The sequence below is a fragment of the Providencia sp. PROV200 genome (genome assembly GCF_049901995.1).
GTDB lineage: Bacteria > Pseudomonadota > Gammaproteobacteria > Enterobacterales > Enterobacteriaceae > Providencia > Providencia rettgeri_E.
The window spans coordinates 1303516-1328924 of record NZ_CP096307.1 but is presented as its reverse complement, the minus strand read 5'-3'; the positions used below and the strand labels follow the sequence as shown (position 1 = coordinate 1328924).

Annotated in this window: 26 protein-coding genes and 1 other annotated feature; of the genes, 18 read left to right on the top strand and 8 right to left on the bottom strand. The window is 42.0% G+C overall.

Translation table 11 applies throughout. The features are described from left to right. Positions 1-53 precede the first annotated feature (53 nt). From artP to artM, 4 genes are read left to right on the top strand one after another with little or no spacing between them, the layout of a single operon-like run. Positions 54-782 (top strand): arginine ABC transporter ATP-binding protein ArtP, encoded by a 729-nt coding sequence (gene artP / locus M1E86_RS05935; RefSeq protein ID WP_125893258.1) that lies wholly within the window; start codon positions 54-56, stop codon positions 780-782. A gap of 18 nt (positions 783-800) precedes the next feature. After that, positions 801-1544, top strand: a complete 744-nt coding sequence (artJ, locus tag M1E86_RS05930; RefSeq protein ID WP_102138435.1) for an arginine ABC transporter substrate-binding protein — start codon at positions 801-803, stop codon at positions 1542-1544. A 12-nt stretch (positions 1545-1556) separates the two neighbouring features. Next, entirely contained in the window at positions 1557-2297 is a 741-nt protein-coding gene (artQ, locus tag M1E86_RS05925) for an arginine ABC transporter permease ArtQ (RefSeq protein ID WP_213913491.1), read from the top strand. Next, positions 2294-2962, top strand: coding sequence for an arginine ABC transporter permease ArtM (artM, locus tag M1E86_RS05920; RefSeq protein WP_125893262.1), 669 nt, complete (start codon positions 2294-2296; stop codon positions 2960-2962). Before artQ ends, artM begins: the two co-directional genes overlap by 4 nt. Positions 2963-3024: 62 nt before the next feature. Here the strand turns inward: artM and rlmC are convergent, their stop codons facing one another. From rlmC to M1E86_RS05905, 3 genes are all read right to left on the bottom strand, one after another. After that, entirely contained in the window at positions 3025-4158 is a 1134-nt protein-coding gene (rlmC, locus tag M1E86_RS05915) for a 23S rRNA (uracil(747)-C(5))-methyltransferase RlmC (protein ID WP_213913490.1), read from the bottom strand. 8 nt (positions 4159-4166) lie between these two features. Then, the gene (locus tag M1E86_RS05910; RefSeq protein WP_125893266.1) at positions 4167-4682 is read right to left on the bottom strand and encodes a YbjN domain-containing protein; all 516 of its coding nucleotides are present in this window, start codon (positions 4680-4682) and stop codon (positions 4167-4169) included. 139 nt (positions 4683-4821) lie between these two features. After that, positions 4822-5148, bottom strand: a complete 327-nt coding sequence (locus M1E86_RS05905) for a YbjC family protein (protein WP_213913489.1) — start codon at positions 5146-5148, stop codon at positions 4822-4824. Between the two features lie 160 nt (positions 5149-5308). On the opposite strand from M1E86_RS05905, the gene M1E86_RS05900 reads away from it, so the two are divergent. Beyond that, entirely contained in the window at positions 5309-5572 is a 264-nt protein-coding gene (locus M1E86_RS05900; RefSeq protein ID WP_004256424.1) for a GrxA family glutaredoxin, read from the top strand. Positions 5573-5818: 246 nt separating this feature from the next. Here M1E86_RS05900 and M1E86_RS05895 read toward each other — a convergent pair whose 3' ends face one another. Then, positions 5819-6247 (bottom strand): secondary thiamine-phosphate synthase enzyme YjbQ, encoded by a 429-nt coding sequence (locus M1E86_RS05895; protein ID WP_426099284.1) that lies wholly within the window; start codon positions 6245-6247, stop codon positions 5819-5821. Positions 6248-6443: 196 nt separating this feature from the next. On the opposite strand from M1E86_RS05895, the gene ybjG reads away from it, so the two are divergent. The 3 genes from ybjG to M1E86_RS05880 all read left to right on the top strand — a co-directional run bounded on the left by ybjG (position 6444) and on the right by M1E86_RS05880 (position 10664). Next, on the top strand, positions 6444-7052 hold the full coding sequence (gene ybjG / locus M1E86_RS05890) for an undecaprenyl-diphosphate phosphatase (protein ID WP_125893272.1): 609 nt from the start codon (positions 6444-6446) through the stop codon (positions 7050-7052). A gap of 852 nt (positions 7053-7904) precedes the next feature. Then, on the top strand, positions 7905-9221 hold the full coding sequence (locus tag M1E86_RS05885) for a serine/threonine transporter (RefSeq protein WP_004256437.1): 1317 nt from the start codon (positions 7905-7907) through the stop codon (positions 9219-9221). A 75-nt stretch (positions 9222-9296) separates the two neighbouring features. Beyond that, complete coding sequence (locus M1E86_RS05880; RefSeq protein ID WP_213913488.1) at positions 9297-10664, top strand: L-serine ammonia-lyase; 1368 nt, start codon at positions 9297-9299, stop codon at positions 10662-10664. Positions 10665-10746: 82 nt separating this feature from the next. On the opposite strand, the gene M1E86_RS05875 is transcribed toward M1E86_RS05880, so the two are convergent. Beyond that, positions 10747-11952, bottom strand: coding sequence for a serine hydrolase (locus M1E86_RS05875; protein WP_213913487.1), 1206 nt, complete (start codon positions 11950-11952; stop codon positions 10747-10749). Positions 11953-12170: 218 nt separating this feature from the next. Between M1E86_RS05875 and M1E86_RS05870 the strand changes: the two genes are divergently transcribed. After that, positions 12171-12794, top strand: coding sequence for a glutathione S-transferase family protein (locus M1E86_RS05870; protein ID WP_213913486.1), 624 nt, complete (start codon positions 12171-12173; stop codon positions 12792-12794). On the opposite strand, the gene M1E86_RS05865 is transcribed toward M1E86_RS05870, so the two are convergent. Next, positions 12795-13622, bottom strand: a complete 828-nt coding sequence (locus M1E86_RS05865) for an SDR family oxidoreductase (protein WP_213913485.1) — start codon at positions 13620-13622, stop codon at positions 12795-12797. It abuts the gene before it with no gap. Between the two features lie 268 nt (positions 13623-13890). Further along, positions 13891-14018: a sequence feature (His leader region), on the top strand. A 53-nt stretch (positions 14019-14071) separates the two neighbouring features. On the opposite strand from M1E86_RS05865, the gene hisG reads away from it, so the two are divergent. Genes hisG through hisIE form a run of 8 tightly spaced genes read left to right on the top strand, consistent with a single transcriptional unit; the run spans position 14072 to position 21148 of the window. After that, positions 14072-14971: an ATP phosphoribosyltransferase gene (gene hisG / locus M1E86_RS05860; RefSeq protein WP_004256451.1), complete on the top strand. Its 900-nt coding sequence runs from the start codon at positions 14072-14074 to the stop codon at positions 14969-14971. A gap of 6 nt (positions 14972-14977) precedes the next feature. Next, positions 14978-16294 (top strand): histidinol dehydrogenase, encoded by a 1317-nt coding sequence (gene hisD / locus M1E86_RS05855; protein ID WP_125893282.1) that lies wholly within the window; start codon positions 14978-14980, stop codon positions 16292-16294. Between the two features lie 3 nt (positions 16295-16297). After that, positions 16298-17368 (top strand): histidinol-phosphate transaminase, encoded by a 1071-nt coding sequence (gene hisC, locus M1E86_RS05850; RefSeq protein ID WP_213913484.1) that lies wholly within the window; start codon positions 16298-16300, stop codon positions 17366-17368. Between the two features lie 13 nt (positions 17369-17381). After that, complete coding sequence (hisB, locus tag M1E86_RS05845; RefSeq protein ID WP_125893286.1) at positions 17382-18449, top strand: bifunctional histidinol-phosphatase/imidazoleglycerol-phosphate dehydratase HisB; 1068 nt, start codon at positions 17382-17384, stop codon at positions 18447-18449. Then, complete coding sequence (gene hisH / locus M1E86_RS05840; RefSeq protein WP_125893288.1) at positions 18449-19042, top strand: imidazole glycerol phosphate synthase subunit HisH; 594 nt, start codon at positions 18449-18451, stop codon at positions 19040-19042. The genes hisB and hisH overlap by 1 nt, the downstream gene beginning before the upstream one ends. Before the next feature lie 5 nt (positions 19043-19047). Then, on the top strand, positions 19048-19785 hold the full coding sequence (gene hisA / locus M1E86_RS05835) for a 1-(5-phosphoribosyl)-5-[(5-phosphoribosylamino)methylideneamino]imidazole-4-carboxamide isomerase (protein ID WP_213913483.1): 738 nt from the start codon (positions 19048-19050) through the stop codon (positions 19783-19785). After that, on the top strand, positions 19767-20543 hold the full coding sequence (gene hisF, locus M1E86_RS05830; RefSeq protein ID WP_213913482.1) for an imidazole glycerol phosphate synthase subunit HisF: 777 nt from the start codon (positions 19767-19769) through the stop codon (positions 20541-20543). Before hisA ends, hisF begins: the two co-directional genes overlap by 19 nt. Next, entirely contained in the window at positions 20537-21148 is a 612-nt protein-coding gene (gene hisIE / locus M1E86_RS05825; RefSeq protein WP_213913481.1) for a bifunctional phosphoribosyl-AMP cyclohydrolase/phosphoribosyl-ATP diphosphatase HisIE, read from the top strand. The genes hisF and hisIE overlap by 7 nt, the downstream gene beginning before the upstream one ends. Before the next feature lie 33 nt (positions 21149-21181). Here the strand turns inward: hisIE and M1E86_RS05820 are convergent, their stop codons facing one another. Together M1E86_RS05820 and M1E86_RS05815 are read right to left on the bottom strand one after the other, a co-directional pair. Beyond that, positions 21182-22168, bottom strand: coding sequence for an ABC transporter substrate-binding protein (locus M1E86_RS05820; RefSeq protein WP_213913480.1), 987 nt, complete (start codon positions 22166-22168; stop codon positions 21182-21184). A gap of 62 nt (positions 22169-22230) precedes the next feature. Further along, positions 22231-24408 carry a TonB-dependent receptor gene (locus M1E86_RS05815; RefSeq protein ID WP_213913479.1) on the bottom strand — a complete coding sequence of 726 codons (2178 nt, stop codon included), beginning with the start codon at positions 24406-24408 and terminating at the stop codon, positions 22231-22233. Between the two features lie 332 nt (positions 24409-24740). Here M1E86_RS05815 and M1E86_RS05810 point away from each other — a divergent pair, with 332 nt between their 5' ends. Beyond that, entirely contained in the window at positions 24741-25238 is a 498-nt protein-coding gene (locus M1E86_RS05810; RefSeq protein ID WP_213913478.1) for a YbaK/prolyl-tRNA synthetase associated domain-containing protein, read from the top strand. Positions 25239-25409 lie beyond the last annotated feature (171 nt).

Here is a 25409-nt window from a genome sequence, read left to right as displayed (position 1 = left end):
TATGCTCATAGGATTAATATCGCAGATAGTGAAAAAAGATATTATTGGTACACATGAGCATTCAATTAAAAAACATCAACTGTTTCTATGGTTCCCATCAGGCACTCTTTGATATCAATCTAGAGTGTTCTGCTGGTGAGACTATGGTATTACTCGGGCCAAGCGGAGCAGGTAAAAGCTCGTTGTTACGTGTCCTCAATTTATTAGAAATGCCACGTTCAGGCCACTTAAACATTGTGGGTCAGCAATTTGACTTTACTTCTGCACCAGATGCGAAAGCGATCCGTGAGCTGCGTCAAAATGTGGGAATGGTATTTCAACAATATAATCTGTGGCCTCATCTGAGTGTCATGGACAACTTAATTGAAGCACCTTGTCGCGTGTTAAAATTGTCAAAGCAAGAAGCGCAAGCAAAAGCCTCTAAGCTATTAGAACGCTTACGGTTGTCGCAATTTGCTGAGCGCTACCCATTACACTTATCTGGTGGGCAGCAACAGCGTGTTGCGATTGCAAGAGCATTAATGATGGAACCAAAAGTTTTATTATTTGATGAACCAACGGCTGCACTTGACCCAGAAATTACCGCACAAGTAGTTGATATCATACGTGAACTATCAGCAACTGGAATTACACAAGTGATCGTCACTCACGAAGTGGAAATTGCGCGCAAAACCGCTAGCCGTGTCGTGTATATGGAAAACGGCCATATAGTAGAACAAGGGGATGCAAGCCATTTCACTGCACCTCAAACAGAAGCATTTGCAAATTATCTGTCACACTAATAGATATAGGATTAAGCAATGAAAAAAATTATATTAGCTGCACTGCTGGGCGCTGTAACCCTATCTGCAACTGCTGCGGAAAAAGAAACTATTCGTTTTGCAACAGAAGCGACTTACGCGCCTTTTGAAATGTTCGATAAAAATAACCAAATCGTTGGCTTTGACGTTGATTTAGCCAATGCAATGTGTGAAAAAATGAATGCAACCTGTACATTTACTCACCAATCTTTCGACAGCTTAATTCCTAGCTTAAAATTCCGTCGCTTTGAAGCATTAATGGCAGGTATCGATATTACCCCTGAGCGCCAACAGCAAGTCGATTTCACTGAGACTTACTACCCTAACTCAGCGGAATTTATTGCCGTTAAAGAAAAAATCAGCTCAATAGACCAATTAAAAGATAAAAAAATTGGCGTGCAAAACGGAACCACTCACCAAAAATACATCATGGAACAACACAAAGGGATGACAACCGTTCCTTATGATAACTACCAATCAGCTATTTTAGACTTACAAAATGGCCGTATCGATGCCGTTTTCGGTGATACCGCAGTCGCTGACGAGTGGTTAAAAGGGAAAGGTAATGAAAACTTGGGGGCAGTTGGCGAAAAAGTCACTGATCCACAATACTTCGGTATTGGTTTAGGTATTGCCGTTCGTAAAGGAAATAAAGAGCTGCTGGATAAAATGAATAAAGCCTTAGCAGAAGTTAAAGCAGACGGCACTTATGATGCTATCCACAAAAAATGGTTTCAACAGTAATCGATATAATTAATGAGCAACTTTCTATTTTTAACAAGTGCCGCCGGTATCACCGTCGGCCTTGCTGTTTCTGCGCTGATTTTGGGTTTGGTTCTGGCCATGCTGTTTACCGCATGGGAGTCCGTCCGTTTTAAACCTATCGCCTTTCTAGGAACTTGCTGGGTTACCTTGATCCGCGGCCTCCCTGAATTACTGGTTGTGTTGTTTGTCTACTTCGGTACCCTACAACTGATCAATATGTTTGGTGACGGTTTTGATATAAACCTTGGTTTTTGGCAAACCACCATCCAAATCGACCCAAGTATTTTCTTTGCTAATAGCGGCGAGTTTGACTATACCCCATTTGTTTGTGGCGTTATTGCCCTCGCCTTATTATATTCATCCTATGCATCTCAAACGCTTAGGGGCGCATTAAAAGCCGTCCCTTATGGTCAGTGGGAAGCCGGCTTTGCGTTGGGTTTAAACAAACGCACTATTTTCTTTCGGTTCATTATGCCGCAAATGTGGCGCCATGCTCTACCAGGGTTAGGCAACCAGTGGCTGGTGTTATTGAAGGACACCGCGTTAGTTTCACTCATCAGTGTTAATGATTTGATGTTACAGACTAAAACCATTGTAAACCGTACTCAGGAACCGTTTACTTGGTATGCCATTGTCGGTTTGATTTACCTTGCAATTACGCTAATCAGCCAACTAGTACTAAAGCGTATTGAGCTACGGACCACCCGCTTTGAGCGAGGTGAATCGAAATGATAGATTTAATATTAAAAATATTACCGGGACTTCCAACCAGTTTATCTCTGACGTTTAGCGCACTCATTGTGGCTTTTCTATTAGCCATATTATTCACCTTAATTTTATCGCTAAAAACGCCAGTGATCTCTCAAGCAGTGAAAGTCTACATTACACTGTTTACAGGTACGCCGTTATTAGTGCAATTTTTCTTAATTTATAATGGCCCAAGCCAATTTAAATCTTTGCAAGATTATCCTATGTTGTGGGAGATTATTTCCACACCCTGGGTCTGTGCAATGGTCGCTTTAGCCTTAAATAGCGCAGCTTACTCCACGTTGTTATTCCACGGCGCAGTTAAAGCCATTCCATCAGGCCAATGGCAATCGTGCCAAGCCCTTGGGATGAGCAAAATGCAAACCATGCGGATCATTTTACCTTATGCCTTCAAACGCTCATTATCGTCCTATTCCAACGAAGTGGTATTAATTTTCAAAAGTACTTCACTGGCCAGTACCATTACCATGCTAGATGTCATGGGATACAGCCAGCTTATCTTTGGTCAAACATGGGATGTGACAGCATTTGTTGCGGCAGGGATTATTTATTTAGTGGTCAATGCAATCTTAACTATTTTAATGCGTTTAATTGAACGCAAAGCGTTGGAATTTGAGCACAGAGGCTAACTTTTTTCTCGCCTAAACGTAAAAAAGCTTGGTATAAAAACCAAGCTTTTTTATGCAATTGACTAATTAGTTATCCGTTTTAATAAGGTCAACACCTCATAATGCGACGTATGAGGGAACAAATCAAACAACTGCACCTTACATACATGATACCCCGTTAACAACTGTAAATCTTGCGCCATTGTTTGCGCATTACAGCTGGAATACAGGATATATTCAGGCTGCATACGAGAAAGGTAATCGCATAATTCTTTACCTATTCCTCGGCGTGGCGGATTGACTAAAATAAGCTGCGGGATATCCTGATGTGCCGTGGCAAAACCCGTTGAATCCAGTGCGTTAAACTCAACATGCTTTAATCCAAGTTCATCCGCTGATTGCTGTGCGCTGGCAATCGCTGGAGCACTGATTTCGATCCCGGTTAAGCGAGTGTTTTTTTCAGCACAGTGCAACCCAAAACCGCCAACACCACAAAATAAATCCCATAAGCTATCGATATGTAGCTCTTTCACCCATTCTCTTGCTGTTTGGTATAATTTTGCAGCCACGATAGGGTTCGTTTGGAAAAAACCTTGCGGGCGAATAAACAAGGGGACTTGGTTAAACTCTTCACGTAGCGTGCGTTGCTCCGTTAAGAAAATTTCATCTTCACCCTCGAGTATTGCCATATGCACTGGCTGAATATTTGCAGTAATCACCCCAAGCTGTGGTAACTGTTCCTGTAACCACGGGAGTGCATTTTTTAGCTGTTCAATTTTTTTCTCTGAGCGCAAAACAAAGCGCAGCATGAATTTCCCAGAGTAATGACTTTGGGTTAATAATAGGTATTTTAATTCACCGCGTTTGCGCTCAATGTTATAAGGTGTCAGGCCAGCCTTTGCGATAAAAGGAATTAAAGATGCAAATACGTCAGAAAACTCAGCTGGGTATAAAGGACAGTTAGTCAAGTCAACGCCCTGTCCATCTCGCCCAACAATACCCAAAACAGGTTTTTCAACACTACCACTGACCACCATTTTGGCTTTATTGCGAAAAGCCGTTTGCGGCCCTGTCACTGGAGGCTGAAATAGAGAAATATCAATAGCCGGCAAAAGAGCCTGTAGTTGGCTCTGCTTTTCGGTAATTTGCTGTTCAGGCGTTAATGTTAGCCATTGGCATGAATGGCACTGCCCTGTGGCATATTTTTCACAATGCATAGAAAAACTTAGTGGAGAATGACTGAAGGTTTGTCGTCAAGGGAATGTTCAGAGTCTTCATCAACATTGTCATCATCTTCGCTGAAATCATCCTGATTGGCATACAGCAAATTATTGCTAAAGATTTCAAATACAATGGCTGAAATTTGATCTTCTGCTTGCTGTAAAAAATGGCCGAATTGACGATACGTCATCCCTGCTTCTAATGAAAATGATTGGCTGACAATCAATTTAGGCAAGTTTTCATTATTTATTTCAAGGAAAACTTTTGCCGTTAATGAGCTGGCATTGATTTGGCTGATATTCGCCACTAACGTCACAATCGCTGTCGGTTTAAGCTCAGCTAATGCAGATAACACCAAAACATTATTTAAAATATCGAGCTTTGCATCAAAAATACCGTCTATATTTTGCATATGGGGTAAATGTAATGCAGAGCAGGAATCACACTCGAAATAAGAGGTTTTGAGTTGGTCTAGCCATTCACGTAACTTAGTGATGTCAGGGTAACAAATAGAATCCATGGGTAGTAACCTTCTTCAACTCAAAATAGTCGTGCAATATCGATTTGTTAGGGTTTTGGCACATTTTCCCCTAACGAAAAAAACGAATAATTCTCACATATTGTAGGGCGAAACACCAGTAAAACTGCGCTTAATCTACTTACTCATCAGGTTTATTATCTGCAGAGTCTAATTTTTTAGATGCACTCTTTTCTGGCTGTTTATGATCAATACCCAAAAAACTGAGACCATGAATTGCTCGCCAGACAATATTGATCATTGCAGGCACCAAACAACCAATACCGACCATAATCATGCTCACGACCACCCCTGACTGCATTAAAGGCTCTGGCAGTGTAATATAGTCATTGAGTGCTAACAAAACAATGATAAGCAGAATGATGCCCACACCTTCTAACACGATAATGGGCTTTGGCATATCTGCCAATGAACGCATTGTCCCTTTAGATTGAGGTTTATGACCCATTCTTTTTCTCCTCTCATTATTGAGACTCTTTATCAAACTGTGAATTATATGACATACCTATAGGTATAACAGGAAAATTCGACTTTTATTTCATAATTTATGTAGGCATAGTATTGAGCATTGCAATTAGAATCTGAGCTCAAGATAAAAAGGAGATACTATGTATACTGTTATTTTTGGTCGTCCTGGCTGCCCATACTGTGTTCGTGCAAAAGAACTCGCTGAGAAATTGAAAAATGAGCGTGAAGATTTTGACTACCGTTATGTTGATATTCAAGCGGAAGGTATTTCTAAAGAAGATTTATCTAAAACTGTCGGTAAACCTGTTGAAACCGTTCCACAAATATTCATTGATGAGCAACACATCGGTGGATGCACAGATTTCGAAGCTTACGCTAAAGAAAATTTGAATTTATACAAGTAGTTAGTCACATCCATTTTACATCCCAACAAGCAAAGTTGTTCACTTATTTATAAGTGTTAACGCTCTGCTTGTTCTTTTTGTGCTATTTAAGCCAAATTTAATAAAAATATTGCACTTTTTTCATCTAAGTAAGAACTTTCTTTTTTAGACGAGGTCTTAATTAATGCCACTGCTTTTCTTTGATGTCCCCATATTGAGGAGCCCGATAGCCAACTGTTTGTTTTCATGCTATCGGGTTTTTTGTTTCTAACGACTGGGTTCGCCTTGCAATGTAATGACCAATCTACGCTTTCCACCATAGTTTCGGTGCTCACATAAATAAATCCCTTGCCACGTTCCCAAATTTAAACGCCCTTTCGTAATCGGAATAGTCAAACTTACACCCAATAAACTGCTTTTTAGGTGCGCGGGCATATCATCGCTGCCTTCATAATCATGCTTATAATAAGGATCATTTTCAGGAACTGCATGATTAAAAAAACTCTCGAAGTCTTCTCTGACAGTGTAATCTGCATTTTCATTGATCGTTAAAGATGCCGATGTATGTTGAATAAAAATATTGGCTAAACCAATCTTAATTAAGCTAAGTTCAGGAAGCTGTTTGAGAATCTCTTCTGTTACTAAATGAAATCCTCTCGCTTTTGCGTTAAGTTGTATCTCTTTTTGCCACCACATCACCTTCTCTCCCTTTTACTTATCTAAATCTGTTACTGCACTCAATAATTATTGAGTAATAGTTAAACCGCAAGTAAATTTGTCGCACAAAGCTTTCAATAATAAGACAAAGGGACTTTACCTGCTCATTAAGACACTTTAATCTTCCTTTTATATCTATTCTGTCTTACTAACTATCTGTCCGAGGTACTAAACTGTGCTGGAACAACTTAACCTTGATCTATTCAACTTGATCAATGCTACTCCAGAAACCGCAAGTGGAACCATTGCTGTAGCAAACGTAATTGCGAAACGCTTAATCCTATTATTTCCACTATTTACTGTTGCTTGTTGGTTTTGGGGCGCCCAGCCAAATATGACTCGCCAACGTACCTTTGCCTGTAAAGCAGCCATTGCCATCGTCATTGGCTTAACAATTTCATGGTTAGTGGGCTATTTTGCACCTCATGACCGCCCATTTGTCATGGGAATTGGCACTAATTTCTCCGAGCATGAAGCCACGCCTTCATTCCCGAGCAACCATGGTACAATTGTCTTTACATTCGCTTTCGCATTCCTGTTCTGGCTAAGGACTTGGGTAGGGCTTGTCATGATGATCCCCGCTATTGTCATTGCTTGGTCGCGTATTTACCTCGGCGTTCACTGGCCTCTAGATATGGCTGGCGCCTTTATACTTGCGATTGTCGCATGTGGTTTAGCTCAAATCCTCTGGTCTGTTGGTGCGTATAAAATTCAATTACCTATCACTCGGCTATATAGTTTTATTTTTGCCTCTCTTATTCGTAAAGGTTGGTTTCAACCATAATAATGTATATTCAAATACTGGCATTAATTAATGCCAGTATTTTTAGCATTATAAAAATTGCGCTAAATCAAAGTTTCTGTTTATTTCCACTCTCATGATTAAAACTTTTTTGAAGTTATCAATGAAATTATTAAAACAATCAGTTAACAAATATCTTGTTACCTATTTTAATTATTTTTTTCGTTGCAAAAAAAGTGGCAAATATAAGCACAAAAAAAACGTAAAATAATTAATATATAGTTATCTTTCCTCTAGTTTTTAAACTAATTAGTCACGCAATGAACCAATCTGAAAAATAAAAATATTTCATTCATTATCAATGGGTTATAATTAAATCTTAACGTTTCATTTGTACTATGATTACAGTAAAGCTCAATATTTATATTGATATGGATGATGTTTTAACCAGCTCAATTTCAATCATTAATATAATAATATTTTTTCAGCAGAATTTAATTCTGTTGAAAACCAAGAAAATTTAAACTTATTTACCTTGTATCTTACTTATAAAAAAAGCAAACCTAACACAAATTTTATTAACAATTTTATAAAATATGATTATCTATCGCAATCTAAGGAGATATTTCTCTTTTGAGATGATGATCACGGCATTTTATTCTGGTAAACTATACATTCACACCCTCAAAATCCACATTTAAAATTTTATGATAAAAATGCAAAACTGATTGAAAATAAATTTAGACCTAATATGAGTTTTATTTTCAATCAGTTTGTTACGCAAAAGAAAACAATGGTTATTGGATAATTGTTCGTACCAAAAGATTAAAGTTCGTAATGCATTTGTCGTTACGCTAAATGATTTTTTTTTGACTTATATTTTCGGAGACTATTATGGATGCAACAAAAGTTGGTTCCATCGACAAAACAGCCTCGCAAACAGTAAATAGTAGTGCTTGGCGCAAAACTGACACAGTATGGATGCTGGGTTTATATGGTACAGCTATCGGTGCTGGGGTATTGTTTTTGCCAATCAATGCAGGTATGAGTGGTTTATTACCTGTTTTACTGATGCTGGTATTAGCCTTCCCAATGACATTTTTTGCTCACCGTGGGTTAACACGCTTCGTTCTGTCTGGTTCAAAACCTGATGGTGATATCACTGAAGTTGTAGAAGAACATTTTGGTCGCACAGCAGGAAACTGGATCACCCTACTCTACTTCTTTGCTATTTACCCTATTCTTCTTGTTTATGGTGTTTCCATCACCAATAACGTCAATAAATTCTTAACCGAATTATTGGGCGTTGGCGCACCACCACGCTGGTTACTTGCCTTGATCCTTGTAGGCGGAGTAATGGCGATTGTGGCATTCGGCGAAAAATACATCGTCAAAGTCATGAGCATGTTAGTGTTTCCATTTATCGCCGTATTGGTTGCATTCTCACTGTATATGATCCCACATTGGTCTGGTGATGTACTGAATACTTTAACTTGGGAAGGAATCACTGAAGCAACAAAAAATACGGGTGGACAAAGCATCTGGGTCACTATTTGGCTGACAATCCCTGTGATGGTATTCGCATTTAACCACTCGCCAATTATTTCTGCTTTCTCCGTTGCAAAACGTGAAGAATACGGTGATGCAGCTGAACAAAAATGTTCACGGATCCTTGCTTCTGCACACATTCTGATGGTGCTGACCGTTATGTTCTTCGTGATAAGCTGTGTATTTACCTTATCTTCAGCAGATCTTGCACAAGCTAAAGCACAAAATATCAGTATTCTTGACTACCTGTCTGGCTATTTTGACCAGCCATTCATTAAGTATGCCGCTGCAATCATTGCTTTTATTGCAATTATTAAATCCTTCCTTGGTCACTATTTAGGTGCTCGCGAAGGTTTCAATGGCCTAGTCGAACGTGCTTACCGTGCAAAAGGTAAAACAATTGATGTTCGCAAGTTAAACCGTGGTACTGCTATCTTCATGTTAGTCACAACTTGGTTAGTGGCAACATTGAATCCAGGTGTGCTGGATATTATTGAAAGCCTCGGTGGCCCAGTTATCGCTATCTTACTGTTCTTGATGCCAATGTATGCAATTAGCAAGGTACCTGCAATGCGTAAATACTCAGGTAAAATCAGTAATGTATTTATCGTAATTATGGGTCTAGTCGCTATCTCTGCGGCAACATATAAGTTATTCTTCTAATTGAAGCCACTAGGTAGCGACCAACAACGGAAGCTACCTAATTTCAATGACTTTCTACAAAAGGAAGCACTGAATATGATTAGTGTATTTGATATCTTCAAAATTGGCATCGGCCCTTCAAGTTCCCATACTGTCGGCCCAATGAAAGCGGGCAAACAGTTTGTTGACGACCTTATCCAGCAAAAATTACTCTCTCGCACAACACGAATTGCAGTTGATGTATATGGTTCGCTCTCTTTAACGGGTAAAGGCCATGCAACGGATATGGCGATTATTATGGGCCTTGCAGGTAACTTACCGGACACCATTGATATTGACGCTATTCCTGCTTTTATGCGTAATGTTGAGCAAACTGAAAGACTCTCCCTTGCACATGGGCAACATGAAGTTGATTTCCCTACTGAAGGGGGGATGAATTTTCATACGACCAATCTCCCTCTCCATGAAAATGGAATGAGTATTACGGCATTTAGTGGTGATGATGTTATTTACACCAAAAATTATTATTCTATCGGTGGTGGTTTTATCGTCGATGAAGAACACTTTGGCCAGTCTGACGAAAGTGTCGTTCAAGTCCCTTACCCATTTAAATATGCGGCTGACCTGCAAAAACACTGTAAAGAAACCGGTTTATCGCTTTCCGCTCTCATGATGCAAAATGAATTAGCGCTGCGTAGTAAAGAAGAAATTCATCAATATCTCTCATCCGTATGGGATGTCATGAAGTCTGGTATTGAACGTGGGGTGACAACCGAAGGTTTACTACCGGGCCCATTACGTGTGCCACGTAGAGCTGCTGCGTTACGTCGTCAACTCGTAACAACCGATAACACCAACATGGACCCAATGGCAGTGATTGATTGGATCAATATGTACGCCCTTGCCGTTAACGAAGAAAATGCAGCGGGTGGTCGTGTTGTGACAGCGCCAACGAATGGAGCTTGCGGTATTATTCCTGCGGTATTAGCTTACTATGATAAATTCATTCGCCCGGTGAATGAAAACTCCTATACCCGTTACTTTTTGGTGTCCGGTGTAATTGGTGCGCTGTATAAGATGAATGCCTCAATTTCCGGTGCTGAAGTAGGCTGCCAAGGGGAAGTCGGTGTAGCTTGTTCGATGGCTGCTGCGGGATTAGCCGAGCTAATGGGGGGCAGCCCTGAGCAAGTGTGTATCGCAGCAGAAATTGCTATGGAACATAACTTAGGCTTAACCTGTGACCCTGTTGGTGGGCAAGTACAGGTCCCTTGTATTGAACGCAACGCTATTGCCTCTGTCAAAGCCGTCAATGCAGCCCGTATGGCACTTCGACGTGTCAGTGACCCACGGGTTTGCCTCGATAAAGTCATTGAAACCATGTATGAAACAGGCAAAGACATCAACGCTAAATATCGTGAAACCTCCCAAGGCGGCTTAGCAATTAAATTGGCTCACTGTGAATAGTCTTGTTTATCAATGAGGTGCTATAAAAATGCCTGCATTAGCAGGCATTTTTGTGTTCACATCATTTTCAATTTAATCATTATTAACCGAAAATAGCACTCCACCAGCCGCTAATCGTTTTCATAATGTAATCCCAAATACGACCGAAGAACCCGGCTTCCTCAACGGCACTTTTTGCGACTAAAGGATGCTGCTCGATAACTTCATCATTAAGAATAAAGTTAATCGTCCCTACCGCTTGGTTCTTAGCTAATGGTGCTTCAAGTGAATCATTAGCTAGTTGAATATCCACTTTTAAGTTTTGTAACTGCCCTTTAGGGATCGTGATAGAAACATCATCGGTAACACCTAAATCAACTTCTGAAGTATCACCAAACCAGACACGCTGCTTTTTCAATGTGGCATCAGCCTTAATTGGCGTGACAGTTTCAAAGAAGCGGAAACCCCATGTGAGTAATTTTTCGCTTTCAGAAAAACGCACGCGGTCACTTGGTGCCCCCAATACGACGGAAATCAAACGCATATCGCCTTCTGTTGCAGAGGCGACTAAATTATGACCAGCACCACTCGTGTGCCCAGTTTTTACGCCATCCACTTTCAGGTTTTGGCTCCATAACAAACGGTTACGATTAGTCTGGCGAATTTTATTAAAGGTAAATTCTTTTTCCTTGTGCAGCGCGTATTCATCAGGCACATCGCGGATCATGGCTTGCGTTAACAATGCCATATCCCGCGCTGTACTGTATTGCCCTTCTGAATCTAGGCCATGAACCGTTTTAAAATGGGTGTTTTTCAAACCAATCTTTTGCACGTATTGGTTCATTAGACTCACAAATGAGTCTTGGCTCCCTGCAACATAATCAGCAAGGGCAATACTGGCATCATTCCCTGACTGGATCACAATCCCTTTATTTAGATCCAATACAGAAACACGGTCTTTTGGCTTTAGAAACATCAAAGAGGAGCCTTTAAGAACAGGGTTACCCGTCGCCCACGCATCTTCCCCTACTGTGACCATGTCTTGTGGCGTGATTTTCCCTGCATTGACGGCCTGGCCAATCACATAACTGGTCATAATTTTTGTTAAACTGGCGGGATCTAAGCGCTCATCAGGATTCCCTGAAGCTAAAATTTTACCGCTATTATAATCCATCAGAACAAACGCTTTTGCATCGACTTGAGGAGCAACCGGTGTCTGCGCCGCATAAGCACTGGTAGTTACGGCAACCAAAAGACTCAACCCAATACCAGCTCGACGGGTTTTTAAAGACAACATTTTCTTACTCATCGGTTATTCCTTCACTTAATTCTACACATTTAAATTACTGTCATTGACTCAACATCACTAAACGAGAACCCATCGCTGTGACAAAATTCGATAACTAGACCTAATATAAGACTTTAATTTCATAGAGGCCACCAGTAACAAATAAACATTTGCCTATAAGTGGATTTAATCTATCTTAACCGTGTCCGATGCCAAAAAAATCAATTTAGGAGACTGCCATGTTAACTGTTTGGGGACGCGTCAACTCTTCCAATGTCAAAAAAGTACTTTGGTGCTTAGAAGAATTAAATATCGCTTACAATCAAAAAGATGTGGGTGGCCCATTTGGTGGGCTAGATACACCTGAATATATAAAAATGAATCCAAACAGCACAATTCCAACTCTACAGGATGATGACTTTGCACTGTGGGAATCGAATGCGATTTTACGTTACCTTACGGAAAAATTTGATCATTCTCACTTATTACTCGCACAAGACATACAAGAACGAGCTGCCGCTGATAAATGGATGGATTGGAGTGGTGCTAATTTATTCGACCACATTAAACAGATGATGAACAAAATTGTTCGTGTCCCAGAAGCGGATAGAGACCCAGAACAAGCTAAAATTATTTATCGCAATATCAATCGGTTACTAACCATTGCTGATAATGCATTAGCTAACCAAGCTTATTTTAGTGGTGATAAATTTGGTATCGCAGACATTGCCATCGCGCCACTATTTTACCCTTGGCATGAAATTGTCACGCAGCGCCCTGAATTTAACAATTTGGAGCGCTGGTACCAACAACTAACCACCCGCCCTGCGTTCCAAAAAATTGTTATGATCCCAATTAAATAATTACAGGGTCATATTCATCAAACTTGGGTTTGGGTACTGGTATTCAAATCCAAGTTCTTGGCAAATTTTATTACCGTTAATAATTTTCCCCACTAACGCATTTTCCTCATCGATAAATTGAGGGGGGACTAAACCAATAGATTGCGCTGCATGAGTATAAAATTCGGCTCGTGTTGGGTGAATTGGCGCGCAGAGGTTATAAATATGCTCCCCTTGCCGCTGCTGGAGCAATAATAAAATGGCATCAATCACATCATCTTGATGTACCATATTGACAGGCTGGTTTGCCCCTTTCACCCCGGTTTTCCCCGCTAAAAAACGCCCTGCATGTCGTTTTTCACCAACTAATCCCGCTAACCGCAGAATATCCACCGATATGTTCGGTAACTGATGCAACCACTGCTCTGTCGCCACCAAGGCTTTAGCGGATCCCGTCACGCCATCCAATGGGCTATTCTCAGTCATTTCGCCATTTTGTTCCCCATAAACTGCCGTAGATGATGTGAAAATAACTTTAGGCACTTGAAATGCTATTGCGCTATTCACCAGAGCTTCAACTGCGGTCACATAGTATCCAGTATTAATTTTAGAGGGTGGAAGCAAAATGACGATAGCATCACTTTGAGTCATCAATTGTGATAAATCATCATCATCGCACTCAAGTTCTGGGGTTAATTTCAATGCATAACACTCTATTCCTACCGCTTGAGCGGCTTCAATACCATCTGCTGTTGTTTTAGTTCCAACCACATGAATGCCTTGAGACAATAAGGCCTGAGCAAGGGGGAGCCCAACCCACCCTAACCCGATGATAGTGACTTTCTTCATATGATAACTCCCCAATCGTTCAACTGACTGAAATTAACCACAGAGTAGCTGAAAACCATAAAACTTCCGAATACAATTTCTGAGGGATTTATCACTATAAAAAGTGAACAACTAATTATTATTGGTTATTTTTAAAAAAAAGGTTGCATTCATAGTGGGAAATCGGATAGGTTGGATAGCAATGAGTATTTAGTTAGCACAATGAATGTTTAGTCATTCACTTAAATAACAGAACGGAAGACATTATGAATCGTATTTCACGCAACCATCATCACCACCATCATCCTGACTAGTCTTTCGGGCGATGTGTGCTGGAAGACGTTCAACGAATCTTCCGGTGGCTGAAATGCGAATTGAGAGAACCCTCGGAAGATAATCTTCCGAGGGTTTTTTTATTCTTGAACAAAGAGTTATTAAACAAAAAATTTTAAAGGGATAAGGGTAAAGTCATGTTGGATAAATCACGTTTACGTATTGCAATACAAAAATCAGGTCGTCTAAGTGAAGAATCAAGAGAATTACTTTCTCGCTGTGGAATCAAAATTAATTTACAACAACAACGTTTGATTGCTTATGCAGAAAATATGCCTATTGATTTACTTCGTGTTCGTGATGACGATATCCCTGGTCTGGTCATGGACGGTGTCGTTGACTTAGGGATCATCGGTGAAAACGTTCTTGAAGAAGAGTTATTAAACCGCCGTGCTCAAGGTGAAAACCCTCAATACAAAACACTACGCCGCCTCGATTTCGGTGGATGCCGCCTATCATTAGCCGCACCATTAGATTTTAACTACACAGGAGCAGAATGCCTAAATGGCTCACGTGTTGCAACTTCCTATCCTCACTTGTTAAAACGCTATTTCGACCAGAAAGGCATTCAATTTAAATCATGTCTGTTAAATGGCTCAGTCGAAGTCGCTCCGCGCGCTGGTCTTTCCGACGCCATCTGTGACCTCGTCTCTACAGGGGCAACTCTTGAAGCAAACGGCCTAAAAGAAGTAGAAGTCATTTACCGCTCTAAAGCCTGTTTAATTCAACGTGATGGCGAAATGTCACCGGAAAAACAACAACTTATTGACCGTATGATGACCCGCATCCAAGGTGTTATCCAAGCGCGCGAATCTAAATACATTATGTTACACGCACCAAGTGAAACACTGGAAGAGATCATTGCCTTGCTGCCGGGCGCTGAACGCCCAACCATTTTACCGCTAGCGGGTGAACAAAGCCGTGTCGCTATGCACATGGTGAGCTCCGAGACGCTGTTCTGGGAAACCATGGAAAAATTAAAAGCGCTAGGTGCAAGCTCGATTCTTGTTCTACCAATCGAAAAAATGATGGAGTAAGCTGCCATGAAAATGGGATTTAACCAACCTGTTCGCTGGTCGGCTTGTAACCAAGAGCAACAAAGTGCTTTACTGATGCGCCCTGCGATTGCAGCCTCTGGCAGCATTAGTACTGCGGTAAGCCAAATTATTGACCAAGTCCGTAACGAGGGTGACACCGCCCTCAAAGCACTGAGCCGTCGTTTCGATAAAGCTGAAATCGAAACGGTGCGTATTCCTGCAAATGCGGTTGACGCAGCAGAGGCTCGTCTTGGTGATGAAATCAAAACTGCAATGAAAACAGCGATTAGCAACATTCGTCGTTTTCACGAGGCTCAAAAGCCCACTCCGATTACAGTGGAAACACAGGCAGGCGTCGTGTGCCAACAAGTCACGCGCCCAATAGATGCAGTCGGTTTGTATATTCCGGGAGGGTCTGCCCCCCTGTTATCAACGGTCATGATGTTGGGAACCCCAGCGAATATCGCAGGCTGTCGCAAAATTATTTTGTGTTCGCCCCCACCTATTGCCGATGAAATTTTGTATGCAGCGAAACTGTGTGGCATCAGCGATATTTTCCAAGTAGGCGGTGCGCAAGCGATTGCTGCAATGGCATTTGGTACCCAAAGTATTCCTGCGGTTGATAAAATTTTTGGCCCTGGTAATGCCTATGTCACTGAAGCAAAACGCCAAGTGAGCCAAAGCCATGATGGAGCCGCCATTGATATGCCGGCAGGGCCTTCTGAAGTGTTAGTGATCGCAGATAGCGGAGCAAACCCCGCGTTTACGGCCTCTGATTTACTCTCTCAAGCAGAACATGGTCCTGATTCGCAAGTCATTTTATTAACTGACGATGAAAACTTTGCCCAACGCGTGATCGAAGAAACAGAAAAACAATTAGCCCAACTTTCACGTGCAGAAATTGCGAGAGAAGCCCTGAGCGCCAGCCGTGTCATCATCGCTGATTCCATCTCTCAATGCGTTGAAATTAGCAACCGTTATGGCCCTGAGCACTTAATACTGCAAACACGCAATGCAGATGATTTAGTAGATGCAATTACTAGCGCGGGCTCGGTGTTTGTTGGCGACTGGTCGCCAGAGTCGGCTGGCGACTATGCATCAGGCACCAACCACGTATTGCCTACTTATGGATATACCGCAACCTATTCAAGCCTTGGGCTCGCGGATTTTATGAAGCGAATGACAGTCCAAAAACTGTCAAAACAAGGTTTATTAGGCTTAGCCGACACCATCGAAACGTTAGCTCAAGCAGAGCAACTCACGGCTCACAAAAATGCCGTTACTTTACGCGTTAACGAACTAAAAAAACAAAATCAGGAGTAAGTCATGAGCCAACTATTTAATGCCGCCAGTCTTGCACGTGAAAATGTTAAAACCATGACGCCTTATATGTCTGCACGACGTTTAGGGGGAAATGGGGACGTTTGGCTCAATGCCAATGAATATCCGCTTGCACCTGATTACCAATTCAGTGAACGTAACCTTAACCGTTACCCTGAATGCCAACCGGTTGCAGTGATCAATAACTACGCGGCTTACGCTAAAGTTAAACCCGAGCAAGTACTCGTTTGCCGTGGAGCCGATGAGTCCATCGAGTTGTTAATCCGCGCATTTTGTGAACCAGGCAAAGATGCGGTGATGTTTTGCCCGCCAACCTATGGCATGTATAGCGTCAGTGCAGAAACCTTTGGCGTTGAACAAAAGAAAATCATGGCGTTGCCAGACTGGGCATTAAACGTTAATGCGATCCGTGAAAATCTATCCAATACCAAACTGATTTATATTTGCAGCCCAAATAACCCAACAGGCAATATCATCGACAATAAAGATTTACGCGAAGTGCTAGATATGGCTGCGGGCCGTGCATTAGTCGTTGTCGATGAAGCTTATATTGAATTCTGCCCAGAATACAGTGTGGCAAGCTGGTTAGCGCAATATCCTAACCTCGTTATTTTAAGAACCTTATCCAAAGCCTTTGCATTAGCCGGTTTGCGCTGTGGTTTTACCTTAGCGTCCCCTGAAGTAATTGAAGTGCTCTTGAAGGTTATCGCCCCTTACCCTTTATCAACCCCTGTTGCGATGATTGCCGCTCAAGCTCTTGAACCTCAAGGCATTGAGACGATGAAAAACCGCGTAACAACGATAACAGAAGACCGCATTGCACTTTGTGAGGCTTTGCGCGACTTATCGGTGGTTGAACACGTTTATCCAAGTGAAACTAACTATATTTTGGTACGTTTTATCGATGGTAATAAAGTGTTTAAAGCCCTGTGGGACCAAGGCATTATTTTACGTGACCAGAGCAAACAACCCGGTCTCATTAATTGCCTGCGTATTACTGTTGGGACAGAAATAGAAAATACCCGTGTTATTGAAGCTATTGCAGCACTTTGCTAATTAGGAATGACTCATGAGCCAGAAAATTTTATTTATCGACCGTGATGGAACATTAATTACCGAGCCGCCAACCGACTTCCAAGTTGATAGCTTAAGTAAACTCGCCTTTGAAAAGGCGGTCATTCCTAGCTTACTTGCCCTGCAAAAAGCGAATTACCGCTTAGTGATGATAACCAATCAAGATGGCCTAGGCACCGATAGCTTTCCAACTGCAGATTTCGAGCCACCGCATAATTTAATGATGCAGGTATTTGAATCACAAGGCGTTAAATTTGATGAAGTATTAATTTGCCCACATAAGCCTGAAGATAACTGCGCTTGCCGTAAACCTAAACTTCAGTTGGTTGAGCGCTATTTAGATAGCAACGTGCTAGACAGCGAAAATAGCTATGTGATTGGTGACCGTGAAACCGACATTCAACTCGCTAAAAATATGGGTATCAAAGGGTTACGTTATAACCCAACTGAACTTGACTGGGAAACCATCACTGCCCAATTAACAAAACGCAACCGCCATGCACTGGTCAAACGCGTCACAAAAGAGACCAATATCCAAGTCGAAGTGTGGTTAGACCAAGAAGGTGGCAGCAAAATTAGCACTGGCGTGGGCTTCTTTGACCACATGTTAGACCAAATCGCCACTCACGGCGGTTTCCGGTTAAACATTGAGGTCAATGGTGACTTGTTTATCGATGACCACCACACCGTGGAAGACACCGGCCTTGCACTAGGTGAAGCACTGAAAGTGGCACTTGGCGATAAACGCGGTATCGCACGTTTTGGTTTCGTGCTGCCAATGGATGAATGCCAAGCGCGCTGCGCGCTGGATATTTCTGGCCGCCCACACCTTGAATACAAAGCCGAATTTAAATACCAACGCGTCGGTGACTTAAGCACAGAAATGATTGAGCACTTCTTTAGCTCGCTTTCCTATGCAATGGGCTGTACGTTACACCTGAAAACCAAAGGGAAAAACGATCACCACAAAGCAGAAAGCTTGTTTAAAGTGTTCGGCCGCACACTGCGCCAAGCAATTCGTGTTGAAGGGGATACGTTACCTAGTTCGAAAGGGGTTCTGTAATGAACGTTGTCATCCTTGATACCGGCTGCGCAAATTTAGCCTCCGTAACCTATGCGGTGAAACGCCTAGGCTATAACCCTGTAGTGAGTCGCGATACCAACACCATTTTACAAGCCGACAAAGTCTTTTTACCCGGTGTCGGTACGGCTAGCGCAGCCATGGAAAAGCTGACTGAACGTGAATTAGTGCCGTTAATCAAAGCACTGACCCAACCAGTATTAGGCATCTGTTTAGGTATGCAATTACTCGGTTCCTTTAGTGAAGAAGGCCAATCTACGGTGCCATTACTGGGGTTAATTGATAGCCCTGTACAAAAAATGGATGCCAATGGGCTTCCTGTTCCACATAGCGGCTGGAACCAAGTCAAAGCGCTAGCAGGAAACCCACTGTTTCGCGATATCCCAGATAACGCCTATTTCTATTTTGTACACAGTTATTCGATGCCAATTTCCAGTCATACCATTGCGCAAACCCAGTATGGCAACCCGTTTAGCAGCGCGGTGAATTGCGATAACTTCTATGGTGTCCAATTTCACCCAGAACGTTCTGGCACCGCGGGTTCACGCTTGATTCAAAACTTTTTGGAGATGTAATTACCATGATCATTCCTGCATTAGATTTAATTGATGGCACGGTGGTGCGATTGCACCAAGGGGATTACGCCAAGCAAACTGATTATGGCAATGACCCACTCCCACGTTTGCAGCAATATGAAAAAGAAGGGGCAAAATTACTGCACCTCGTGGATTTAACGGGTGCGAAAGACCCGCAAAAACGCCAAATTCCACTGCTCAAAAAATTATTAGCGGGCGTCAGTGTTCCTGTACAAGTTGGTGGTGGCATTCGCACTGAAGAAGATGTTAAAGCCTTACTCGAAGCCGGAGCGACTCGTGTCGTCATTGGTTCAACGGCGGTCACTCAGCCTGATCTGGTCAAAACCTGGTTTGAAACCTATGGTGGTGAAGCCATCGTACTTGCCTTAGATGTACGTATTAATGACAAAGGCATAAAAGAAATCGCCATTAGCGGTTGGCAAGAGAACTCAAATTTAACGTTAGAACAAGCCATTGAAATATATCGCCCTTATGGTTTAAAACATGTTCTTTGTACGGATATTTCCAAAGATGGAACATTGACGGGTTCTAATGTGAATTTATATCAAGAAATTAGCCAAAAATTCCCTGATATTGCTTTTCAAGCATCGGGCGGCATTGGGGATTTAGACGATATCGCGGCTATCCCGCCATCTGGTGCGGCTGGCGTGATTGTGGGTCGTGCATTATTAGAAGGTAAATTCACCGTTGCGGAGGCAATCAAATGTTGGCAAAACGCATAATTCCTTGTTTGGACGTTCGCGACGGTCAAGTGGTTAAAGGTGTCCAATTTCGTAACCACGAAATCATCGGTGATATTGTCCCATTAGCACAACGCTACGCCCAAGAAGGCGCTGACGAACTGGTGTTTTATGATATTACCGCCTCGTCTGATGGCCGAGTGGTAGATAAAAGCTGGGTTGCTAAAGTCGCTGAAGTGATTGATATTCCTTTTTGCGTCGCAGGGGGGATTAAAAGTGTTGATGATGCTGCACAAATTCTCTCTTTTGGCGCTGACAAAATTTCCATCAACTCCCCTGCGTTATCTGACCCAACATTAATCAGCCGCTTAGCTGAACGCTTTGGCGTACAATGTATCGTCGTCGGTATTGACACTTGGTTCGATGAAAGCACAGGCGAATATCTCGTTTACCAATTTACCGGTGATGAAAAACGCACCACACAAACCACATGGAAAACCCTTGATTGGGTAAAAGAAGTCCAACAACGTGGTGCGGGTGAAATTGTGTTAAATATGATGAACCAAGATGGTGTACGCCAAGGGTATGATCTACAACAATTAAAGAAAGTCCGTGAAGTCTGCCAAGTACCCTTAATTGCCTCTGGCGGTGCAGGTGAAAAAGTACATTTCCTTGATGCCTTCTCTGACGCAGGTGTTGATGGCGCGCTTGCCGCTTCTGTATTTCATAAACAAATTATTAATATCGGTGACTTAAAACAATACCTAGCCGAAAATGGAGTTCAAATTAGAGTATGTTAACCACAGAACAATGTAGCCAACTGGCATGGCAAAAAGTCGATAAACTGATGCCTGTTATCGTACAGCACGCGGTTTCAGGTGATGTGCTAATGCTTGGGTATATGAACCCTGAAGCACTAAAAGTCACTTTAGACAGCCGTAAAATCACCTTTTTCTCTCGCACAAAACAACGTTTGTGGACGAAAGGCGAAACCTCCAATAATTTTTTAAATTTAGTGGATATCTACCCTGACTGTGACAGCGATACCCTGCTGGCTCTCGCACTGCCCGATGGCCCTACTTGCCATAACGGCACACAAAGCTGCTTCGCGCCTGCACAAAGTGACTGGGGCTTTTTGTTTGAGTTAGAAACCTTACTCAAAGAGCGTAAAACCGCTTCCCCTGAAAGCTCTTATACCGCACGTTTATATGCGAGCGGTACTAAACGTATTGCGCAAAAAGTGGGTGAAGAAGGGGTTGAAACCGCATTGGCGGCAACCGTTAATGACCGCGCAGAACTGACCAATGAAGCCGCTGATTTGATGTACCATTTAATGGTATTACTGCAAGACCAAGAACTTGATTTAAGCACGATAATCAAGCGGTTAAAAGAGCGCCATCAGTAATCGATAAACTGCCAGCCTCGCTGGCAGTTTATTTTATGGGTGCAAAATAGCCTCGATTTGCGCATCACTCAGTGAAATTCCAAAAAATTTCAGGTAAAAATCGGCAGTCTCTTGTTTTATATCGATATCCGCAAAGCGCTCAGGATAAAGCGTTTGTGCTAACCATAAAAATTGCAATGCTTCTTCTGAGGTTTCACGGCACCACCAAAACATCCCTTTTGGGTTGACATACACCCGTTGATTTTTTACCGCGCTAATGGCTTTCCATTGGGAAGACGTTCGGATGATATTGGCATCTTCTTTATTCATTGCGACAATTACATCGGGATTGGCTGCAATAATCGTTTCCAGTAATACCTCACCTGAGTTATTTTTTTTATCCGAAAACCAAATTTCAGCCACATTTTTGGCTCCCGCTAGATCCATCCAATCTTGATTTAACGAAGGGCGCCCCGAGGTAAATAATGTATTTCCCATACTATGATACACACTGCGTTTTTCTGCTTCTGTTAACCCGACTAAGCGTTCATTTACCAACCTGATATTACGGTCAAAATAACGTTGATATTCAATCGCTTTATTTTGTGCATCTGGTCCTAGTTCTTTTGCTGTGGCTTGCACCCTTTCTTGTAACGATTTTAATGAATTTGCAGGGTACTCCACAACTTTTACCCCTGCACTTTCCAGTATATCCCGTTGAGGGACTTCCATACCTTTCGCCACAAACAATAATTCCGTACGTAATGAAATTATTTGCTCTGGATTTAATTGATTGCTAATACTGATAACTGGAACATTATCAATATTGGGTAACATTTGACGAAATAGTGGAATTTTTTTCGCTATCATTGATGTACCAACGATTTGCTCACCATAACCCAACATCATAATAATGGTGTTCTGTGCAGGCCATGGTGTTGCAATACGCAACTCGGGGTTATCCGTTTTTGCATTTAATAAGCTACTGACGAGTAACCCGGCAAGCAAAATCACGGATTGTAAGAACGTTATTTTTCTCATCTTAATGCCCCTTCTTTACTTCATCATAAAGAAGGGTGCTCCTTACAGTTATTGTTCGGCTATTAAAAATCAAATGTGACAGTTGCGCGAACTTCACGGCCAGAGCCTAAGAATGCGCTATTACCGCCACCTTGGCCGTTATTGCCTGATGGGAAAATAGACGCCCAATAACGTTCGTCTGTGACATTATCGACCGAGAGGCGAATAGTGGTGGGGACTTGGCTAATTTTCGTACTATAGCGAGTTCCTAAGTCTAACGTTGTGTAGCTACCAATCCAACTTGAGTTAGTATCATTTGCTGCTCGTTTACCGGTGTAATGCACATTTGCGCTGTACACCAACTCAGGCATAGCTGGCAGCGCATATTCAACTAGCATATTCGCTTGGACTTTTGGAACTCCAACCACGCGTTTGCCCCGAGTGGTTGGAGAGCCTGTGTCTTTCAATTTAGGGTCTAAAAATGTTATGCCGCTATAAACGTTTAACCCCTGCCACACATGACCTGTGGCGGTTAACTCAAGCCCTCTATTCACTTGCTTGCCTTGCTCACGAAACACACTATCGCTATCCACATAAGCAAATGGCCGCTCTAAATGGAACAGTGCCACACCAAGGTTTAAATCAGCCACATCGGCTTTAACCCCCACTTCATATTGCTTACTACGATATGGGTCTAAAGTTTGCCCTTCATTTTTAACGCCTTGTCCTATCGGAGCCGTATCCCCTTCCTCCAATGAGTCTGCATAACTTACATAAGTCATCAATTGTGGAGTAATTTTGTACATCACGGCAGCATTTGGGCTTAACCCCTTGGCGTTAGTTTGGCTGGTTTTATGGTTCTGTTTGTCAAAATTACGACTTTCTATCCAACTTTGGCTGAGATAAAACATCGCTGACCATTGTGGGTCAAATGTAACGGTATCGCCGATAGTGATACTTTGTTGACTATTTTCCGCAGATTTATAGCGTGAACCGCCCGTGTAAATTTTACCATTTGCAGGTTCTATCAATGACGATGGGTGGTACATATTCGTTGAGCCAAGGTCATAGGCCGTAGCTGCCCCCTTTGCACTATAAATAGACCAAATATAGCCATTCGTCGCGAATGATAAATCGTGTCCGATAGCCCCCGTGTCTACATGCCCATTAAGTGTCGCTGAGTTACTAAGTACACGAAAACGCCCAGAAGCCGGAGAGTCACGGAGTGAACGCTTAATGTCGCCTTTATCGTTGACCACCATACTGGTCACCGTGCGCATCGCTCTATCTGCTTGTTGATATCCGACTGCGGCATTCAATGTCCAATCTTCATTAAAATCATGAAGTAAGCGAGTACTCACTGTATCTGTGGTTAAATCATTCCCCGCGGTGTGCATAGCTAAGTTTTTATCTTGCGGATCCGGTGCTTTTGGTAAATTAATTTTAGGGCCATAGCTGAAGCTCCCCACATACCCTTTTTGTACAAAGTTATAGTGGCTAGCATTGAGCTGTAACTGTGTACCCGGTTGAATGTTCCAATCAAAGGCAACAGAAGCCAACTTACGACGTAGAGTGCTATCCTTTAAATTTCCCGTTCCTTCTTCATCCATTAAGTTTAAACGATAACCAAAGCGCTTATCTGTATCAAAATATCCCCCAAGATCAACATGGCCGCTATAGGCATTGCGACTTTGATAACCTAAAGATAATCGCTGAATATCTTCAGGGCGTTTTGCCGTGAAATTGAATTGACCCGCAGGGCTAGAAGGACCGTACAAAGACCCCGTAAGGCTATTAATAATGTCCACTCTATCCAACATTTCAACCGGAAATGCCGTTGTAGAGACGACATACAAGCCATCTAACCGACTATTCGCTACCACACTTCCTTGCATCCCACGGCTTTGTGGGCGTCCCACATCCATTCCCCCACGTGCTTGCATTTGAGTACTCGGGGCATATTTAAGTAATTCACTGATACTTTTCGCTTGCTGATTATCAATCATTTCACGACTGATTGTTGTTGTTGAATAGGGAGTATCAATCCAATCCAAATCCCCTAACGGGCCTAAATCTATTTGAGAGGTAAAGAAGCCCGCGCCGGCTTGAGCTTCTGTTGTGACATCCCCCGAAGCCGCTGTCACCAACATTTTGTCTTGCTTGGAACTCGTAGGTTGCTCAGAGGATTGTGCTGCAACAAATGATGGGGCGATCCCTGCAATAAGAGGCATTAGAACATATAAATTTATTTTACGTTTCATGTTATCTATTTTCGTTATATAAAACTTTATATTACCGAGAATAAAATGCACCGTAAATGATCAAACTCAATTCTTAACAATATGTATTCTCATTACCCCATTGAAATATTTTTTTATAATCAGTTGAATTTATTAAAAATAAAATAACAGGCAGAATATCCAATAGAAAAAAGCAGCATTAAGATAACAATACAGATAAAAACAGCATCTGATATGCAATTTAAAAAATTTCCCAACAGTATGATTTTAGATTCATTTCTTTTTACGGTTGTATCTCTCAATGAACTTGATATCATTCCCTGCTATTGATGTGGTTTTAAAGGGAAAAAACGGTGTCTGAAAATTCTATTTTTTTGCAGCTCACACAATTACTTGATAAAAATAATGCCAAATATCGGGTGATGGAGCATCCCACTGCAGGTAAATCAGAAGAAGTGGCGAAAATACGTGGTACGCAACTTGGTCAAGGTGCTAAAGGTTTAGTCTGTCATGTAAAAGGAAATGGGATCCGCCAACACGTACTGGCAATTTTACCTGCCGATAAACAAGCTGACTTAAATAAGGTTGCCACCGCGATTGGCGGGACTCGCGCATCCCTAGCAAGCCCAAAGGAAGTTGATGAGCTCACTCAGTGTGTATTCGGGGCAATCCCCCCTTTTAGTTTTCACCCCAATTTAAAATTAATTGCGGACCCACTACTTTTTGAACGCTTTGAAGAGCTCGCCTTTAATGCAGGTACATTAGAGCGCTCTATTATTTTAAATACAGAAGATTATCAAAGAATAGCTGCACCGACTTTAGTTGAGTTTATTCGCACAGAAGATAATTAGTCCTTTATACAAAATGGGGACTCCACCGGATCCCCCTCCATCAATTATTTATATTTACCACAGAACGCTTTCTCTGGTGATGCATTCGCCGTCAATATGCATTACACCAAGTAATCATTGGCTTGTTTAGTAATAATTTATTTTAACCTCACAAATTCAAATGAAATTAGT

What these genes read in the sequence shown, in the direction of transcription:
- M1E86_RS05815 (WP_213913479.1), bottom strand. Translation starts at nt 24,408, where the DNA reads ATGAAACGTAAAATAAATTTATATGTTCTAATGCCTCTTATTGCAGGG.
- M1E86_RS05875 (WP_213913487.1), bottom strand. Translation starts at nt 11,952, where the DNA reads ATGAGTAAGAAAATGTTGTCTTTAAAAACCCGTCGAGCTGGTATTGGG.
- hisD (WP_125893282.1), top strand. Translation starts at nt 14,978, where the DNA reads ATGAAAATGGGATTTAACCAACCTGTTCGCTGGTCGGCTTGTAACCAA.
- M1E86_RS05870 (WP_213913486.1), top strand. Translation starts at nt 12,171, where the DNA reads ATGTTAACTGTTTGGGGACGCGTCAACTCTTCCAATGTCAAAAAAGTA.
- hisH (WP_125893288.1), top strand. Translation starts at nt 18,449, where the DNA reads ATGAACGTTGTCATCCTTGATACCGGCTGCGCAAATTTAGCCTCCGTA.
- M1E86_RS05910 (WP_125893266.1), bottom strand. Translation starts at nt 4,682, where the DNA reads ATGGATTCTATTTGTTACCCTGACATCACTAAGTTACGTGAATGGCTA.
- M1E86_RS05820 (WP_213913480.1), bottom strand. Translation starts at nt 22,168, where the DNA reads ATGAGAAAAATAACGTTCTTACAATCCGTGATTTTGCTTGCCGGGTTA.
- artQ (WP_213913491.1), top strand. Translation starts at nt 1,557, where the DNA reads ATGAGCAACTTTCTATTTTTAACAAGTGCCGCCGGTATCACCGTCGGC.
- M1E86_RS05900 (WP_004256424.1), top strand. Translation starts at nt 5,309, where the DNA reads ATGTATACTGTTATTTTTGGTCGTCCTGGCTGCCCATACTGTGTTCGT.
- M1E86_RS05865 (WP_213913485.1), bottom strand. Translation starts at nt 13,622, where the DNA reads ATGAAGAAAGTCACTATCATCGGGTTAGGGTGGGTTGGGCTCCCCCTT.
- artP (WP_125893258.1), top strand. Translation starts at nt 54, where the DNA reads ATGAGCATTCAATTAAAAAACATCAACTGTTTCTATGGTTCCCATCAG.
- hisIE (WP_213913481.1), top strand. Translation starts at nt 20,537, where the DNA reads ATGTTAACCACAGAACAATGTAGCCAACTGGCATGGCAAAAAGTCGAT.
- rlmC (WP_213913490.1), bottom strand. Translation starts at nt 4,158, where the DNA reads ATGCATTGTGAAAAATATGCCACAGGGCAGTGCCATTCATGCCAATGG.
- M1E86_RS05885 (WP_004256437.1), top strand. Translation starts at nt 7,905, where the DNA reads ATGGATGCAACAAAAGTTGGTTCCATCGACAAAACAGCCTCGCAAACA.
- M1E86_RS05880 (WP_213913488.1), top strand. Translation starts at nt 9,297, where the DNA reads ATGATTAGTGTATTTGATATCTTCAAAATTGGCATCGGCCCTTCAAGT.
- hisA (WP_213913483.1), top strand. Translation starts at nt 19,048, where the DNA reads ATGATCATTCCTGCATTAGATTTAATTGATGGCACGGTGGTGCGATTG.
- M1E86_RS05905 (WP_213913489.1), bottom strand. Translation starts at nt 5,148, where the DNA reads ATGGGTCATAAACCTCAATCTAAAGGGACAATGCGTTCATTGGCAGAT.
- artJ (WP_102138435.1), top strand. Translation starts at nt 801, where the DNA reads ATGAAAAAAATTATATTAGCTGCACTGCTGGGCGCTGTAACCCTATCT.
- hisB (WP_125893286.1), top strand. Translation starts at nt 17,382, where the DNA reads ATGAGCCAGAAAATTTTATTTATCGACCGTGATGGAACATTAATTACC.
- hisC (WP_213913484.1), top strand. Translation starts at nt 16,298, where the DNA reads ATGAGCCAACTATTTAATGCCGCCAGTCTTGCACGTGAAAATGTTAAA.
- hisG (WP_004256451.1), top strand. Translation starts at nt 14,072, where the DNA reads ATGTTGGATAAATCACGTTTACGTATTGCAATACAAAAATCAGGTCGT.
- M1E86_RS05895 (WP_426099284.1), bottom strand. Translation starts at nt 6,247, where the DNA reads ATGTGGTGGCAAAAAGAGATACAACTTAACGCAAAAGCGAGAGGATTT.
- artM (WP_125893262.1), top strand. Translation starts at nt 2,294, where the DNA reads ATGATAGATTTAATATTAAAAATATTACCGGGACTTCCAACCAGTTTA.
- hisF (WP_213913482.1), top strand. Translation starts at nt 19,767, where the DNA reads ATGTTGGCAAAACGCATAATTCCTTGTTTGGACGTTCGCGACGGTCAA.